The sequence below is a fragment of the Paenibacillus sp. FW101-FHT12H11 genome, assembly GCF_058790355.1.
In genome coordinates, this window is the sequence record NZ_JBYTCO010000013.1 from 213177 (window position 1) to 229003 (window position 15827).

At 44.7% G+C, this 15827-nt stretch carries 13 protein-coding genes; 11 read left to right on the top strand and 2 right to left on the bottom strand.

Translation table 11 applies throughout. The features are described from left to right. Nucleotides 1–185 precede the first annotated feature (185 nt). Nucleotides 186–1379 carry an MFS transporter gene (locus AC3WTJ_RS34205; RefSeq protein WP_492525850.1) on the top strand — a complete coding sequence of 398 codons (1194 nt, stop codon included), beginning with the start codon at nucleotides 186–188 and terminating at the stop codon, nucleotides 1377–1379. Nucleotides 1380–1759: 380 nt separating this feature from the next. Here AC3WTJ_RS34205 and AC3WTJ_RS34210 read toward each other — a convergent pair whose 3' ends face one another. Continuing rightward, nucleotides 1760–1948 (bottom strand): sporulation protein Cse60, encoded by a 189-nt coding sequence (locus tag AC3WTJ_RS34210; RefSeq protein WP_315955856.1) that lies wholly within the window; start codon nucleotides 1946–1948, stop codon nucleotides 1760–1762. A gap of 279 nt (nucleotides 1949–2227) precedes the next feature. Here AC3WTJ_RS34210 and AC3WTJ_RS34215 point away from each other — a divergent pair, with 279 nt between their 5' ends. Next, nucleotides 2228–3685 (top strand): response regulator, encoded by a 1458-nt coding sequence (locus AC3WTJ_RS34215; protein ID WP_492525852.1) that lies wholly within the window; start codon nucleotides 2228–2230, stop codon nucleotides 3683–3685. A 23-nt stretch (nucleotides 3686–3708) separates the two neighbouring features. On the opposite strand, the gene AC3WTJ_RS34220 is transcribed toward AC3WTJ_RS34215, so the two are convergent. Continuing rightward, nucleotides 3709–4521, bottom strand: coding sequence for a helix-turn-helix transcriptional regulator (locus AC3WTJ_RS34220; protein ID WP_492525854.1), 813 nt, complete (start codon nucleotides 4519–4521; stop codon nucleotides 3709–3711). Between the two features lie 440 nt (nucleotides 4522–4961). Here AC3WTJ_RS34220 and AC3WTJ_RS34225 point away from each other — a divergent pair, with 440 nt between their 5' ends. From AC3WTJ_RS34225 to AC3WTJ_RS34265, 9 genes are all read left to right on the top strand, one after another. Next, the gene (locus AC3WTJ_RS34225) at nucleotides 4962–6284 is read left to right on the top strand and encodes an ABC transporter substrate-binding protein (protein WP_492525856.1); all 1323 of its coding nucleotides are present in this window, start codon (nucleotides 4962–4964) and stop codon (nucleotides 6282–6284) included. A gap of 160 nt (nucleotides 6285–6444) precedes the next feature. After that, nucleotides 6445–8217 carry a sensor histidine kinase gene (locus tag AC3WTJ_RS34230; protein WP_492525858.1) on the top strand — a complete coding sequence of 591 codons (1773 nt, stop codon included), beginning with the start codon at nucleotides 6445–6447 and terminating at the stop codon, nucleotides 8215–8217. A 31-nt stretch (nucleotides 8218–8248) separates the two neighbouring features. Further along, nucleotides 8249–9706, top strand: coding sequence for a response regulator transcription factor (locus tag AC3WTJ_RS34235; protein ID WP_492525860.1), 1458 nt, complete (start codon nucleotides 8249–8251; stop codon nucleotides 9704–9706). 32 nt (nucleotides 9707–9738) lie between these two features. Next, nucleotides 9739–10845, top strand: a complete 1107-nt coding sequence (locus AC3WTJ_RS34240; RefSeq protein WP_492525862.1) for an alpha-L-fucosidase — start codon at nucleotides 9739–9741, stop codon at nucleotides 10843–10845. Between the two features lie 77 nt (nucleotides 10846–10922). Then, on the top strand, nucleotides 10923–12071 hold the full coding sequence (gene dgoD / locus AC3WTJ_RS34245) for a galactonate dehydratase (protein WP_492525864.1): 1149 nt from the start codon (nucleotides 10923–10925) through the stop codon (nucleotides 12069–12071). 234 nt (nucleotides 12072–12305) lie between these two features. Beyond that, nucleotides 12306–13352, top strand: coding sequence for an LLM class flavin-dependent oxidoreductase (locus AC3WTJ_RS34250; protein ID WP_492525866.1), 1047 nt, complete (start codon nucleotides 12306–12308; stop codon nucleotides 13350–13352). 228 nt (nucleotides 13353–13580) lie between these two features. Beyond that, nucleotides 13581–13940, top strand: a complete 360-nt coding sequence (locus AC3WTJ_RS34255; RefSeq protein ID WP_492525883.1) for a DUF1304 domain-containing protein — start codon at nucleotides 13581–13583, stop codon at nucleotides 13938–13940. A gap of 184 nt (nucleotides 13941–14124) precedes the next feature. Beyond that, nucleotides 14125–14895 (top strand): putative protein N(5)-glutamine methyltransferase, encoded by a 771-nt coding sequence (locus AC3WTJ_RS34260; protein WP_492525885.1) that lies wholly within the window; start codon nucleotides 14125–14127, stop codon nucleotides 14893–14895. 108 nt (nucleotides 14896–15003) lie between these two features. Beyond that, nucleotides 15004–15513 (top strand): GNAT family N-acetyltransferase, encoded by a 510-nt coding sequence (locus AC3WTJ_RS34265; RefSeq protein ID WP_492525868.1) that lies wholly within the window; start codon nucleotides 15004–15006, stop codon nucleotides 15511–15513. Nucleotides 15514–15827 lie beyond the last annotated feature (314 nt).

Here is a 15827-nt window from a genome sequence, read left to right on the forward strand (position 1 = left end):
GAAACGGCAATTTTTTTCGTTGACAACGGTCAGTGCAGCCGAATGCAACGAAATCTTATATTGCCCTTACAAGTAACTTCTGCTAAGATGATCTAGACTTATTAAAATAATTTAATAAGTGGTGTCGCCGCGGAGAAATCCACTATACAGGCGATGCTTATGATCGAAGGAGAAGGGGTGGTACGATGGCAACCATGTTCTTAGTTGTTATCTATTTGGCATTTATTAGCCTGGGAATTCCAGACTCCTTGCTGGGATCGGCGTGGCCCGTGATACGGCCCGACATCGGCGCTTCATTTGGCTTCGCGGGGATCTTGTCGATGATTGTGGCAGGAGGAACCATCGTATCCAGTCTGGCAAGCGGACGTTTGGTTCAGCGAGCGGGGACGGGTAAAATTACCTTGATCAGTTGCTGCCTTACTGCAGGAGCGTTGCTGGGGTTCTCAATGGCGCCTTCGATGATTTGGCTTATCCTTTTAGCCATTCCTCTTGGTCTGGGCGGAGGTGCGATTGACGCGGCGCTAAATCATTATGTGGCTGAAAATTATAAAGCCCATCACATGAACTGGCTGCACTGTTTTTGGGGTGTAGGGGCAACTATTGGGCCTATTATCATGTCATTTTATATCGCTGAACACAACTCCTGGAGAGACGGTTATACAACGGTATCTATGATACAGTTCACACTCGCCATTGTATTGCTTGTTACACTGCCTTTATGGAAACGTGTCGCGGTAAGCAGAGAGGCTGAGGGTCTAAACAGTGAGATTCCACAAGTGCAGGTCGGAGAGCAGATGCAACCTGTGGCTAGTTCCAAAGCTAGCGTGCTTCAGATCAAAGGTGTTAAACAGACACTTATCGCATTTTTGTTCTATTGCGGGGTTGAATCTACGGCAGGATTATGGGGAGCCAGCTATCTGGTTGGCGCAAGACATATGACAGCCGAGACAGCTGCCGGGTGGATCTCTTTATACTATGGGGGAATAACGATTGGAAGACTAATTACAGGGTTTATTACAATGAAATTCCACAATCGTGTGTTGATCCGGTGCGGTCAGATCATTGCCATTGCGGGTGGGGTCATGCTGCTGCTTCCTCTGCATCAAGTTTTCCTGGTTGGACTTATTTTGATTGGCATCGGGCTTGCTCCCATCTACCCTGGCCTGCTGCATGAAACGCCTGCACGCTTTGGTCGCGAAAATTCCGCCAAGCTAATGGGGTTTCAGATGGCTGTCGCTTATACGGGATCCACGTTTTTACCGCCGCTCTTTGGCTTGCTCGCTTCACAGATGACCATTAATTTGTTCCCTTTTATTGTGCTGGCTTTTATTGTTTTGATGATGCTGAGTACTGAGCAAGTAAACCGTATATTAAAATAAGGGCAATTCATTTAGCGAAATTATTTGCTAAACGAATTGCCCCTTTTTTTGCGATTCTGCCGTTAACTTGAAGTAGACAGCCTAAATTTCACACATTCCTCTATGGTTCATCGTAAATTCCTCCGGAAATGATCAGACGACAATGCCAATACATGTTCATATTGCGAACCTCCCTGCTTTTAAAAAGTAAAGCCTATGCTCTTAAAACCTCTTCGTGGCATCCTTTACCGGGAATTCAGATATTGCGTAAGATGACATATACCAATACTCCTGCGAGAAAAAGTGTTGAGACCAATGAGATTAACTTAAGGAAAGTTTCAACTCTTGATTTCATATCCATACCTCTTTTAATCATTGATAAAACGCAGGGAAATCGGCGTTTATTCTTTTGTTCTATAAACAATAAGAATGGAACTTCGTTGGAGTCCGGCATCATGTTTTCCTGTCTTCAGGATAGAGCCGTAGCATACGTTAATCACCTGATCATCCGATAGCTCAGTCAGAAATTGATTAGCTCTCGACTCTGCGTAGGATGAATCCGTGTCCAAAAATTCTTTAACTTGAATCACCTTTTAAACCTCCTTTCACCAAATAAATGAAATGTAAAAGAAATACAACAAGACATTCCGATTGAGACGTGGAATGTCTTGCGTATTCCTCTGACCATACCACTGAAAGAAAACGCTGTCAACCTTGAAGTTTGGTAAATTTGTTACTGTAGATGAATAAATCTGTGCCTTATTTTATCATCACTTCATAAATAATAATGAATTACAACCAAGTGTGAGCTCGAATAGACGTGCAGGGATCACAGCGTCAGTGGAACCTGTATAAAAGGAGGAAGCTGAGTGAGAAAGTTTCGATGTTTGGTAGCAGATGGAGAGGGGCCGGTTGCGCATGCGGATCGTCTGGAGCGTCTTTTTCTCTCCTTTGGAGGTAAATTTGAATTGGTAGGTATCGCTTATTCGAGTGAGGAAGCGATAGAAATTGCTGTAGAGAAGCAACCGGATATCATACTGATCGACATTGTCATGCCGGATATGAACGGCATTGAATGGATCGAGGGGTTAAAACCTAGGCTTTCTGCCTCAGCCGTTTTTATGATTTTAACGGCTTATGAAGACTTTGAGTATGCCAAACAAGCAATTAAGCAAAATGTGCTGGATTACATCATGAAGTCATCATCAGATGCGTCCGTTATTCGAGCGGCTCTGGAAAGGGCTGCAGATGAAATAATAGCAAGAGAAGAACAGGAGGAGAGGCTGAGCAAACTGCAACGAGCCTCTCTCGAGAATATATATAGGCTCCGTAAGCAAGTTTTAGGCGAACTGTTCAGGGGAGAGGCCTCAGCAGTTACCATAGGGGAGCTCAGTGAAAACCTTCGAGTTCAACGAGAGCTGCATGCCTATAATGCCATTGTGATCGAGCTCTGCGAATATGATTCGTTCATACGGAAAACTTCGACAAAGGACCAAAGGATGCTCAAATATGAGGTGTTGGGCATTATCGAGAAAACGATAGACAATTATGCCAAAGGTTTCGCTTGTGAAATTAGCGAAAATCAAATGCTGGCTGTTGTTTCATGGCCGATGATGTCAAGTGCAAGAAAAAATGAACAGCAGGCCATGGAGCTTGGACAAGCACTGTTAGTCCAGATCGGTAAGTATATGAATCAAAACATGAATATTGCCTATAGTGGAGTGGCTAATGGGTGGGGGGAATTGGCCGAGGCTTATCACCGTGCCTATGCCAAAGTTAAAGATTTATTTTATATGGAAGAGGATGGTAAGGTTTTTGGTCCCTCTTATCACACGGCGCCGCTAAAAGGTCATGAAGAGGCTATCGAAAAGGAGTTCTGGGGAGTGATGAATTGTCTCAAGCTTAACGTTGCGACAAAAGAGTTAACCTATAGTTTTGAGCGATTGGCACGAAGGGTCAAGGAAGGTCGAGTGGACCGGGAACAGATAGAGAGACGCCTATTGGAGATTGTCAGTGCAGCGCGTGATGTAGTCGGAAAGTTCACAGGAGAATCTGGAGGAATCTGCTTATTTGAATCCAAGGATGGAGTATCGTGGGAAAACTCCCCGAATCCGAAAGTGCTCGGGTCCAGGTTCCTGTGGGAAGATGGGAGCAGGAGTGAAAGCCCGTTGGATCGCCCACAGATATTGTTGAAGGATGGGAAACCCCATGTGTTGTATGGGGCAATCTGCCGCCACACTCCGGCAGGAGAAATGCTCTCTCTAAGTGTATTCATCCCTTTGCACGTTCCGGACCAGGTCATGAAGATTGGAAACGGGCTCATTTAATCATGAGCTCGCTTTGCATTCTTTTAGACCATATGCAGTTTCCGAAAATCAGAAGGGGTCATTCCGACATGTTTTGCGAAAACCCGGCTGAAATAAAATGCATTTTCGTACCCACAAGCTTGTGCAATAAACTCTACAGTTATATCCGGGGCCGCAAGCAGTGTCTTTGCTTTTTTAACTCGTAACTCGATTAAATAGTTCATCGGTGTGATTCCAAAACACTGTCGAAATCGTCTGGTGAGATGCACCTTATTCAAATGAAACTGCTGTGCGATATCCGTTAGATAAAAACGATTAAAAGCACTTTCTTCAATTAAACGCTTAACCTCAGCCATTGCTGCATCTTCTTTAACTTTACGGCTGCCTCTTTGCACTTCCAAGTAATACAGAAGCCAAATATCATTAAGAAAATGTTCTCTCAGTTTAGCCACATTTTCTGTAAATCGGACTCGGTCGGTTTTTCGTAAATGATTGAGGGTAGAGGCAAGTCTATCTGATTCTTTGATGCTAAATTTATGCAACGAGAGAGAAGATAGCATAGTTCGTATTTCTTGGTCGATTTGGCTGTGTGTTTCTCTCCAATTAAACAAAATAAAATGGAAAGTTAGAGTTCCATTGGCGATTTCACGATGGAAAGCTGTATGTGGAGGACAGATTACAATCTCTCCGGCGGAGGCTTGGCCGCTAATCCCCTCAATCGAGTACTGGAATGTACCTTCTTCTACGATAAATAACGTCCACGATTCATATTGATCAAAAGGAAGAAGAAATTTGCTAATACTCTTCCAATAGGTATACGCACGTATAGCCATCGTATATTCGCTTCGCCGCTGCATGGTATCGTCCTTTCACTGTGAAATAATGTCCAGATAACTGCTGCTTTTTTCATGGTTATGCGTTACAAGCATTATACAGAAAACATTGAAAATTTGATATATAACCTAGCAACCGCGTTTCATTGAAGAAAAGCGTTTTACCCCATACGCGTGCAGTAGCATTGAAAGGGGGGCGTATGAAACCAGTTTGTCTATCCAGGCTGATCTTAGCACCGACTTGTCGGTACTCTGAGATCAGCTTATTCACTTCATAATCCATTTTCAAAACTGGGGAGTTATATGGATAATGCATAAAACTTTTGCAATCAAAAAATTTTGAAGGAATTCAATAAAATAATGAAATGTCGACTTTTTTATGATGATATAATTTTTTTCAATTAGCCATCCAATCCCCATATCGTAGTGCTATCACATGTAATTTTGAAAGGATAAGAACAGCTATGGAATGGAAACTTATCACACCTGTACTTTCAATTACCTTGGCGCTCGGAACTGCAAGTTGCGACAGCAATATGGCAACCCAAGTCAGCAACTTAACGACGGCTCTAGCTGCAAATGGCAGTAAAGACAATGCGATTATTTTGAAGGTTGCGATGTGGGATAGCGATAGCGATTTTTTGAATAGCTGGACTATGAAAGTTAAAGAGTTTTCAAATGTGATGCCGAACGTAAAAATCGAACTCGAAGCATTCAAAAGTGATGACGATTATTTGCAAGCGATGAGGGTCCGATTCGCCGCTGGTGAGCTCCCGGATATCATTGAGTTGAAGCCTAATTTTATTCATGATTTTAAGACCGAGCTGCTCCCTCTTGAAAGCCTGAGTGTTACAGCGAAGAATAAGAAAGCCAAGCAATTTGCTGTAGACGGTGAAATACTCGCGCTCCCTTTGATTTCTTTTCCTGAACTTGTTTATTATCATCCAAGTGTTTTTAAAGAATTAGACATAAGTGTGCCGACAACATGGGAGCAATTTGTAGGCGTGTTAACTCAGATTAAAAAGAGTGGTAAGTATCAACCCTATGCTATGGGAGGTAAGGATTCCTGGACGAATTATCCATTTAATGAGTTTATGCCGCTTCTTTCATCCGGTGATGAAAACTACTATGACAATATGGCCGGAACGGATAAGCCGTTTGAGAAAGGTTCGCCTTTCTATAAAGCCTATACGGATATCCAAACCCTTTATGATGCTAAGGTTATGGGGGCTGACCCTCTCGGATTAAGTAATGACCAGGCTACGGGATTATTTGAAGCGAAAAAAGCCGCCGTCATTGCCGCAGGGTTATGGTATTTACCGCAATACAAGTCAAGGGTGGGAAATATGGATGATTTGGCCGCATTCCCACTGCCAGTTCGCCATTCGGAGACCGAGCCGCTGAAAGTCATGACTTTTACGGATAATTTCTTTGGTATTAACAATAAGTCCAAGAACATTGAGATAGCTAAGAAGTTCCAAGAGTGGATGTTTTCCTCAGATGCCTACTCTTTTTATGTAAACAAGAAGCAGGCGAACTCTGTCATGGAAGATATCGAAGTAGCTGTTCCGTTCTTGAATGATTTCTACAAAGCAAACAAAGTTGAAGAGTTCAACTACCGCCCTGGCGGCGAAGAATTCCATAAATATATAAATTCGATCCAATTGGACTGGAAAAAACTTGGACAAGAAATGATGGGCGGAACGCCGCTTGATCAGATTGCTAACGATCTGAATTTCAAATGGATGAAAGCCAGAGCATGGGACGCAAGCTCGGGTCCTCTCTAGACTTTATAAAAACGTAAGTTTGTTACTGATAATGAATAAATTTATTCCTTATTTTTAGTTAAGCGTTACATTAGAATGCAGATAGCTTCCATTAGGACTGACATGCTAAGATAACCAAAAGTCTCGTTTGAATGGGGCGCTAGCTTGAGAGGGGGATTACGTGTTTCAACGAGTTCGCAGACTATGGCCTGCCAAATTGCAAAATCGTATATTCCTCAGTTTCCTGCTAGTCATATTCGTTCCCTTCTCCCTTCTGCAAATTCATAATTACAATCAAATAGAAACGATTATCGGAGCCAAAATCAGTGAACAGAACGTCACTCAGTTAAGCCAAATGAAGTTCCAACTCGAGGAGATACGCCGGACCGCTCTGATTTCGGTTTTACAGATGGAGCGAGACACTGGTATTAGGGAGTTGTTGACCCAAGCTCAAAACTTACCGGGAGCAGAATCAACTCGTAATGTCGAGGAGAAATTGGATGCAATGAAAAGCACCTTTTTACCGAATAGTGTATTCATTCAATATACGTTGGTCCAGGAGAACGGCGAGGCGTATACATCTTTGCCACATGCTGAGAACAACGAAGGTCCACTGCATGCTCAGTTGGCTGGCGAGTTAACCGCCAAACTACCGCTCCGAAGTCAGCTGTTAAAGTGGGAGTTCGAACGAGCACACAATGGGCTGGAGTCGGGGGCTGAGACAAGAAACGTTTTGTCCTTATATTCGTTTTCTAATGCTGCAGGCGGAGAATGGTTGCGAGCGCGAGCGAGCATCGATATCGATGGGTGGTTGCGAAACTCAGCAAACAGTATTCAGATCAAGCAAAACTATTATGTGTTAGATCAGCAAGGCGCTATCCTTTCTCAGTCAAATGCCGGGTTTGTCATGGAACCTCTTATTACATCGAAAATTCTGAATAAGGAGAAAAGTGTGACAAGCGCTTATATCTTAGATAAATCTGGTAGGTACATCTTTAACGCTATCTATATTCCTTCCACATCAAGTTATTTGGTCAGTCAGTTTCCGCTCGATTTCTTCTTTGGGGATATACAAGCCCTCAAAGAGCGGGTGTTCAGCACTTACCTGCTGTTTATTGCGTTTTTCATAGGCATCTCCTTCTTGACCCTATCCACGCTGACCCGTCCTCTTCGGCTTCTGGAGGCAAGGATGAAAGAAGCTGCGGAGAAAAGGATGAATATCAAATTATCCGAAGATCTGCACAGGGGTGAAATTTTGTCCTTCGTTCGTGCATTTAATGGGATGGTCGACGATGTCACAGGCTTGATTGGGCAGCTCAAATTAGAAGAGAGGCAAAAAGAAGCGATTCGGTTTCAAATGCTGTTGAACCAGATGAACCCGCACTTTTTGCTCAACACGATCAATACGATTAAATGGAATGCCAGTAATTCCGGTGATGAAACGACTGCGGAAATGTGCAAAGCGTTAGCTAAACTGCTGGAAAGCAGTCTGAACACAGATAAGGATCTGGTTTTTCTTCATGAAGAGTTGAAGTTGCTGAATTCCTATGTCTACATTCAATCGTTTCGGTACGACCACCGTTTTGAGGTGCAGTATGAAGTCCAGTCAGGTCTGGACTATGCGCTAGTCCCGAAGCTAAGCCTGCAGCCGCTTGTCGAGAATGCCATCCAGCACGGGCTTGTATACCGCAAGCAAGGGGGCATTATTAAGCTAAATGTGGCCTGCGAGGACCGTTTTCTCATAATTGATGTACAAGATAACGGTGTGGGGATGCAGAATCAGCAAACGTATGCGCACCGAGTACGGAAGGGAATCGGTTTAAACAATTTGCGTGAACGATTATCGCTTCTCTACAAGCAGGATGGCAGTCTGCATCTGATTCCGCAAGAGGAAGGGACGCATGTTCGAATCACAATACCTTTATTATTGTCGAATCCATATCAGTCCAAGTAATCATTGTTCGATAAGAAAAGGGGGGCAAGCGATGTGGAACTTGCTGCTGTTAGAAGATGAACCTTTCGTTCGCAGGTCTATACGCCAAGCCATCGATTGGGAGGCACTCGGTTTCAGAGTTGTGGCAGAAGCCGAGGATGGAGGCGAGGCTTGGGAGCTCATGCAAGTTCATCAAGTCGATGTGGTTTTGTCTGACATCAGGATGCCCATCATGAGTGGCATCGAGCTGATCCGGATTGCGAAGCAGAAAGGTCATGAGGCCGAGTTCATCATGCTTACCTGTGTGAATGAATTTGAATACGCGAGACTGGCGCTCCAGTATGGAGCTGTGGGGTACCTGCTTAAAGCTTCTATGGATGTGGAAGAACTGAAAGCGCACCTGCTAAAAATAAAACAAAGTTTAATCAAGAAGCGCGATCAACGAACGAAAGCGCCTATGTTCAACTTGTATCATAAAGTTTGGAGATCTATACATGGCCTAGAGGAGACGGAGCAAGGGGAGGATAACGAAGGACTGTCCCCACTACCTGCATATGTGCGCCTATTTGTCGGATCAGCCAATGACATTTCAGCAGGAAATAGTCAAATTCTCGACCTGTTCGACGCGAATTGCCGTGATAAATTACTCATACACCGATTTGTCGAGTGGGGAATTGCCACCCTATTTGTTTGGTCGGATGAGAAGGGGGTTCCGGTCGCAGCGCTTCCAAAGGAACTCATTTGCACCCCTTGGCAGACATCTGATGCACTGAAAGAAGATTGGGCATCGTTGCTCCAAGAGCTGGGGCGATTCTGGTACGATCTTAAGCCCACTCAAGCAAACGGATTGCAAGTTGAAAACATATCTTGGAAAAAAGAGTCTCTTGTTCTTTCGCTATTCGAAGCCTCCCAGTGGGATGAATGCGATAAATCTTTACAATGGATATGGAATTCCTTTAGAGAACAACAAATAGCAGTGGCTGTCGTAAAAGAAACAGCTGACCGGCTGGACAAGTCGTTTGCCAGGCTATCCAATCAGGCTCCTGCCGGGAAGGCAGCCTGGGCCGCAATGGAAAGTCATGAGGATTCCTTGGAACAACTCATAGACCGGGTTCACTGTTATTCCAAACATAGGATTAAGGGGACCACTACGGACCATCCAGAGATCAATAAAGTCATTGAATACGTGAACAGGAACTATGATAAGGAACTTACGCTTAAGGGGATGGCGAAGTACGTAAACATGGGAGAGCAGTATTTGAGCGCTTTATTTAAGAAGAAAACCGGTGAGCAATTTATTCAATATGTCTTGCGTATTCGAATCGAGCGGGCTTGCTATTGTTTGGCGGAGACGGAACTGCGCGTTGCGGAAATATGCGAGCAAGTTGGCTTTGTCCATTTGAATTATTTCCTGAAGCAGTTCAAGAAATGGACAGGAGTAACCCCATCGGAGTACCGCGAAAGTAAAAAGGCAGTATGGAAGAAACCGCTGGACGTCGAGGACCTGTAAAGCTTTTTCACATTCTAGAAGAGGAGGCAGAAATGAAGTTGATTCCATCCTATCTGAAAGATTATGAGAAGCTCTATGTCTCCGATCCGCGGGAAGCAGGCGTTGCATGGTTTCGGGAAGCCAAGTTTGGGATGTCCATCCATTATGGTCTGTACAGCCTTCTACGCCGCGGAGAGTGCATTATGTATCATGATAAAATTCATGTAGCCCATTATGAATGTCTTGTCGACATCTTCACGGCTGAATATTTCAATGCGGAGGAAATTGTTGATTTGGCTATCCGGTCAGAAATGAAATATATCAATTTCACCACAAGACATCATGACAGTTTTTGTTTGTTCGAGACCAAAGAAACCAGTTTTAATAGCGTCAATTCGCCAGCTGGAAGAGACCTACTTAAGGAATTGGCGACAGCCTGTGAGAAGAGAGGAATTGGTTTGTTCCTTTACTATAGTTATGGAGCAGACTGGAGACATCCCTATTATTTGTCCAATGAATCGGGAGTACCGTGGTCCCGTCCTGACTACCCGGAGACCGAACCGACCTACCTGTATAGAGAAGAGAAAGATTTTCAGCATTATATTGCTTTTATGCACGCTCAAATCAGCGAGTTGTTGACGAATTACGGTGCGATTGCAGGCATGTGGTTTGATGTGAATACACCCTGCTATTTGCGGCCGGATTTGTTCCTTGTTGAAGAAACATATAACTTGGTACGCCGTTTGCAGCCGCAATGCTTGATTTCATTTAGACAAGGTGTGACAGGTACCGAGGATTTCATGTCTCGTAATTTGCGGTTGATCCCACTGGAGGAGCAACTCAGAACCATAGGAGCATCGCAAGAAGCAATGGATTGGTCTAACGAGGTCATGAAGAAACACATGAATAAAAGAAATGAAATCTGTACGGTCGTACAAACGAAGGGCGGAGGGTACATCAGTGCCCTAAACCATCTTAGTGCGGATGAAGTCATGTCGAGACTCGGGTACGCCGCTGAACAAAACTGTAATTTACTCGTCAATACAAGACTCTACGCAGATGGTACGATTCCATTTGAAGATGGCAGGGTATTGTTAGAAATGGGCAAGCGACTTCGAGGAGGCTTGCATTCCAATAACCTTATTTCTTCCACTTGGTAAGTAATTTGGCTTTAAGGGAGATGAGAGTACTAGTCGCAAGGATTCCAACAGACTTAGTACAGGGAGGTATAACAAAGATGAAAATTACGGGTTTGGAACTATTTAAGGTGCCGCCGAGATGGTTGTTTTTGAAAATAGAAACGGACGAGGGGATCACGGGATGGGGGGAGCCGATTGTTGAGGGAAAAACGAATACAGTCGCAGCTGCTATCAGCGAAATGAGTGATCATCTCATTGGCAAAGATCCAATGCGGATCGAAGATATCTTTCAAGTCCTGTACCGTGGCGGTTTCTATCGCGGAGGCCCGATTCTGACAAGTGCCATTTCCGGCATCGAGCAGGCGCTGTGGGACATTAAGGGCAAGTTTTACAATGCCCCTGTCTATGATTTGTTAGGCGGCGCATGCCGAGACCGTACTCGTGTGTACGCCTGGATTCAAGGCAGCAGCCCTGACCATTTGGCGAGTTCTGCTCTGGAAAAAGTTGCAGCAGGCTTTACCGCTGTGAAGATGAATGCGACAGAGGAAGTCCATTACATCGATTCGCTCAGCAAGGTAGATGCGGCGATTACACGCATGGCGGCTGTTCGCGATGTCGTTGGGAGGGACATCGGCATCGCCATCGACTTCCACGGGCGTATTCATAAGTCGATGGCAAAAATTCTCGTCAAAGAGCTGGAGCCGTTTCGCCCAATGTTCATTGAAGAGCCTGTTTTGCCGGAAAATAATGAAGCACTGAGGGAGATCGCGCGCCATACTTCCTGCCCGATCGCTACCGGGGAGCGCATGTACACGCGTTGGGGCTTTAAAGATTTATTAACACAAGGCTATGTGGATATTATTCAGCCGGATCTTTCTCACGCGGGCGGCATTCTGGAAACTCGGAAAATCGCCGCAATGGCGGAAGCATATGACGTCGCCGTTGCACCGCACTGTCCATTAGGGCCGATAGCGCTTGCCTCCTGCCTGCAGCTCGATACTTGTTCGCCTAACGCTTTCATTCAGGAGCAAAGCTTGGGCATTCACTACAGCCAGGGCAGCGACATGCTCGAGTACTTGAAAGATCCTGCTGTTTTTCAATATGAAAAGGGGTTTGTCAAAAATCTAACTGCTCCAGGCCTCGGCATCGAGATCAATGAAGAGGTTGTCCGTGAAAAGTCCAAGATCGGCCATAATTGGAAAAACCCCGTTTGGCGTCAAGAGGATGGCACAGTAGCGGAATGGTAGATGGCATGAGTTAAACATAAAACGGATTTTTGAAAAAATGTCGTGATCCTGGCCTCAAGGCTGGAGAAACGGCATTTTTGCGTTGTAGATGTCCCAAATATGAACGCGAGGTTGACGATCTTATTGATTTAATAATATAATTTCTAAAGTTAGGATAAATAATTTAAGGATAAGAGATGAGAGTTTAATTTTTCATAATAGATTTTATTTCAACCATGATAGGGGGATTTGAAAGTGGAAATAGGTGTAGATACATTTGTTGAAACAACGCCGGATGCTCAAACAGGCAAAACGATAAGTCACGCGGAGAGATTGCGAGAGGTTGTAGAAGAAATTGCTCTAGCCGATCAGGTTGGGTTGGATGTATTCGGAGTTGGCGAGCACCATCGTAAGGAATTCGGGGATTCCGCTAGTGTTGTGGTGCTGGCAGCTGGGGCGGCTGTGACCAAAAAGATACGTTTGACCAGTTCGGTTACCGTACTTTCAGCTGCGGATCCGGTCCGCGTGTTTCAGGAATTTGCAACATTAGATGGCATTTCCAATGGCCGCGCAGAAATTATTGTGGGTCGAGGCTCTATGGTCGATGCGTTTCCATTGTTTGGTTTTGACTTGAAGGATTACGAAGAGTTGTTTGAGGAGAAACTGGAATTATTCTTGAAATTAAGAGAGTCGGAGAAAGTATCCTGGAAAGGAGGGCATCGTCCCGCCTTTACGAATTTGGGTGTTTATCCGCGACCTGTTCAGACCCGTCTCCCCGTTTGGATTGGCAGCGGAGGGAACCCGGAATCGGCAATACGCGCAGGCGTACTAGGATTGCCGCTTGTTTTGGCTATCATTGGAGGGAGCCCCGTGCAATTTGCTCCCATTGTGAAGCTTTATAGGGAAGCAGCTGCTCGTGCAGGACATGATGCTTCAAAATTACCGGTGGCTGTACATTCACTCGGTTTCGTCGCCGAAAGTACCTCCCTTGCGGTTGACAGATATTTTCCGCCTACTCAGGCCTCAATGAATATGTTTGGCAAAGAGCGCGGTTGGGGACATTACAGCCGAGCACAGTTCGATGCCTCTCGAAGTCTGGAAGGCGCGCTTTATGTAGGCGATCCCGAAACAGTGGCTAACAAAATTGTGTATATGAGCAAACATTTAGGCTTCACGCGGTTTTTCATGCATTTACCTGTCGGCACAATGCCTCATCATGAAGTTCTTAAAGCCATTGAGTTGCTGGGAACGGAAGTTGCGCCACGGGTTCGGGAACAGATCGCAAGAATGGAAGTTAAATAAGCATTTAATAAAAACTAGCCAAAAAAACACTCCAATGAGGCCGATTAGGTTATCAATGGAGTGTTTCTGTGTTTGAATACGACTCATCATTTCGTAATAGCTGTAATTTATCTTTTGGTTTTTTCTAAAAATATTATTTTTGTATATTACTATCGAAATTAAAGTTTAATAAATATAATAAAATAAATAAGTAGTAAACACAAAATGGTTGAGGAGGATAAACTTATTATTGCGATAATTGCATCTATACTTGTAGGATTAGTGGCACTGGAGCATGTATACATACTTGTTTTGGAAATGTTTTTGTGGACTAGCCCTCGCGGGATGAAGGCATTTGGTATGACAAAAGAGCAGGCAGAGGCAACGAAGTCGCTGGCAGCGAATCAAGGGTTGTACAATGGATTTTTGGCAGCCGGGCTCCTATGGGGACTTGTTCATCCTGATGCGTTGATTGGCCACTCGATTCAAGTATTTTTCCTTGTCTGCGTTATTGTTGCGGCCTTGTACGGTGGGGCAACCGCTAAGAGATCGATTTTGCTCACACAAGGATTGCCGGCTGTGATTGCTTTGCTGTTTGTTTGGCTATAAGACGGTTCATGCAAAAGAAGAAGGTCCTGTCATGTGTGGGGCCTTTTTTGTTGTTCATTCTCAAGTGAGCCGGAAGTTCAGAAGAATTGTTTTTTATAAAAGAATTCTACCTGTGCGGGAAACGATACAAAGGATAAAATAGGTGTATTGTGAAGGAGAAATGTGGTGAATTTTTTTGGAGATTATGACTTATCATCATATCGTCACCAGACTTCGTGCAGCGGGTTGTGTATTCGCAGAAGAAGAAGCCAGAGTGCTTATTTCAACTGCGAAGGAGCCGGTTCTTTTAGCCGAAATGGTAGAACAGCGAGCCTTAGGTTATCCGCTTGAACATGTCATAGGTTGGATGCCGTTTTACGGCCTTCGGATAGAGATAGATCCTGGAGTATTCATTCCCCGTCCTCGTACAGAATTTCTCGTCCGTCGGGCCGCTGAAGTTACCAAGTCAGGATCGATCGTCGTTGATCTGTGCTGCGGGTCAGGTGCGTTGGGCGCAGCCTTGGCCGCAACAATGGAAAGAATAGAACTGTATGCGGTAGATATCGACCCGGCAGCAGTGCGATGCGCCCGCCGAAATATAAGGGCAGCCGGGGGGCAAGTATTCGAAGGCGACCTTTTCGAACCGCTACCCGTCTCACTGTTGAATAGAGTCGATATTCTGATCGCAAACGTCCCATATGTCCCAACCGGAGCGATCGAACGGCTTCCGTCGGAAGCTCGTAACTATGAGGCGCGGTTGGCGCTTGATGGCGGAGTGGACGGACTTGATGTGCAGCGGCGTGTTGCACGAGAAGCGCCACAATGGCTGGCGCCTGGGGGACACTTGTTGGTTGAGATTAGCGAGCGGCAGGTACCGCAAGCCGTAGAGATTTTTGTCCGGAGTGGGTTGACTCCGATTGTGTCCAGGTTTGATGATTTGGATGCAACCGTCATCATTGGAACAAAAGTGCATTGACTGGGAACGTACGTTCTGTTAAAAATTTGGGGAGAGCTATTTTTGGGTTGGTCGCGAGAATGAACTTTATTAGAAACAAACATCGAGGTGAAGGGATTGGCAGAGCAAGTGAGTAAACCATCAGTTAGATTAGAGCCTTGGTCTGAATCGAATTTGGATCTGCTGCGCGAGATTAATGAGCCTGAGATGATGGAACATCTCGGTGGCCCTGAAACGGAAGAACAAATATTGAGACGACATAAGCGGTATCTTGAAATTGTCGGTAAGGGATCAGGCCGCATGTATAGTATTGTGCTGCTTCCAGGCAATGAAACGGTAGGCAGTGTTGGTTACTGGGATAGTACGCGTAATGAAGAAAGCATATATGAGATTGGTTGGAGTGTCCTTTCATCCTACCAAGGTAGAGGCATAGCAACCGCGGCTGTCGCAGAAGCAATAGGAAACGCAATTATGGAGAATAAACATAAGTATATGCACGCCTTCCCGTCCATCCATAACTCTGCGTCGAATGCTGTTTGTCAAAAGCTCAGCTTTCAATTGATCAGTGACTGCGAATTTGAATACCCTCCAGGCAACTTCATGCAGTGTAATGATTGGAGGCTAGAGCTCGAGACATGAAAGTTGAAATTGAGGAAAGAAAGTTTTTTTGAGAAAAAGGTTGTAATACTTTTTAATCCGTGGTATATTGCAAATCCGCCATTTAAAAGCGGGTGAATAACGAGTTTCATTCATACAGCGTGGCATAAAGATCAGCCTGAAATAGTCAGACTAATTGCTGAATTACGCAATGTTGAGAATTTTAAAATGAATGAAAAAAACACTTGCAATTGAAATTCTTACATGGTATATTACTTCTCGCTGCTTCGGTAACACGGCAGTGAGCGAAAGAAATTGATCTTTGAAAACTGAACAACGAGTGAGTAAGCACAGTC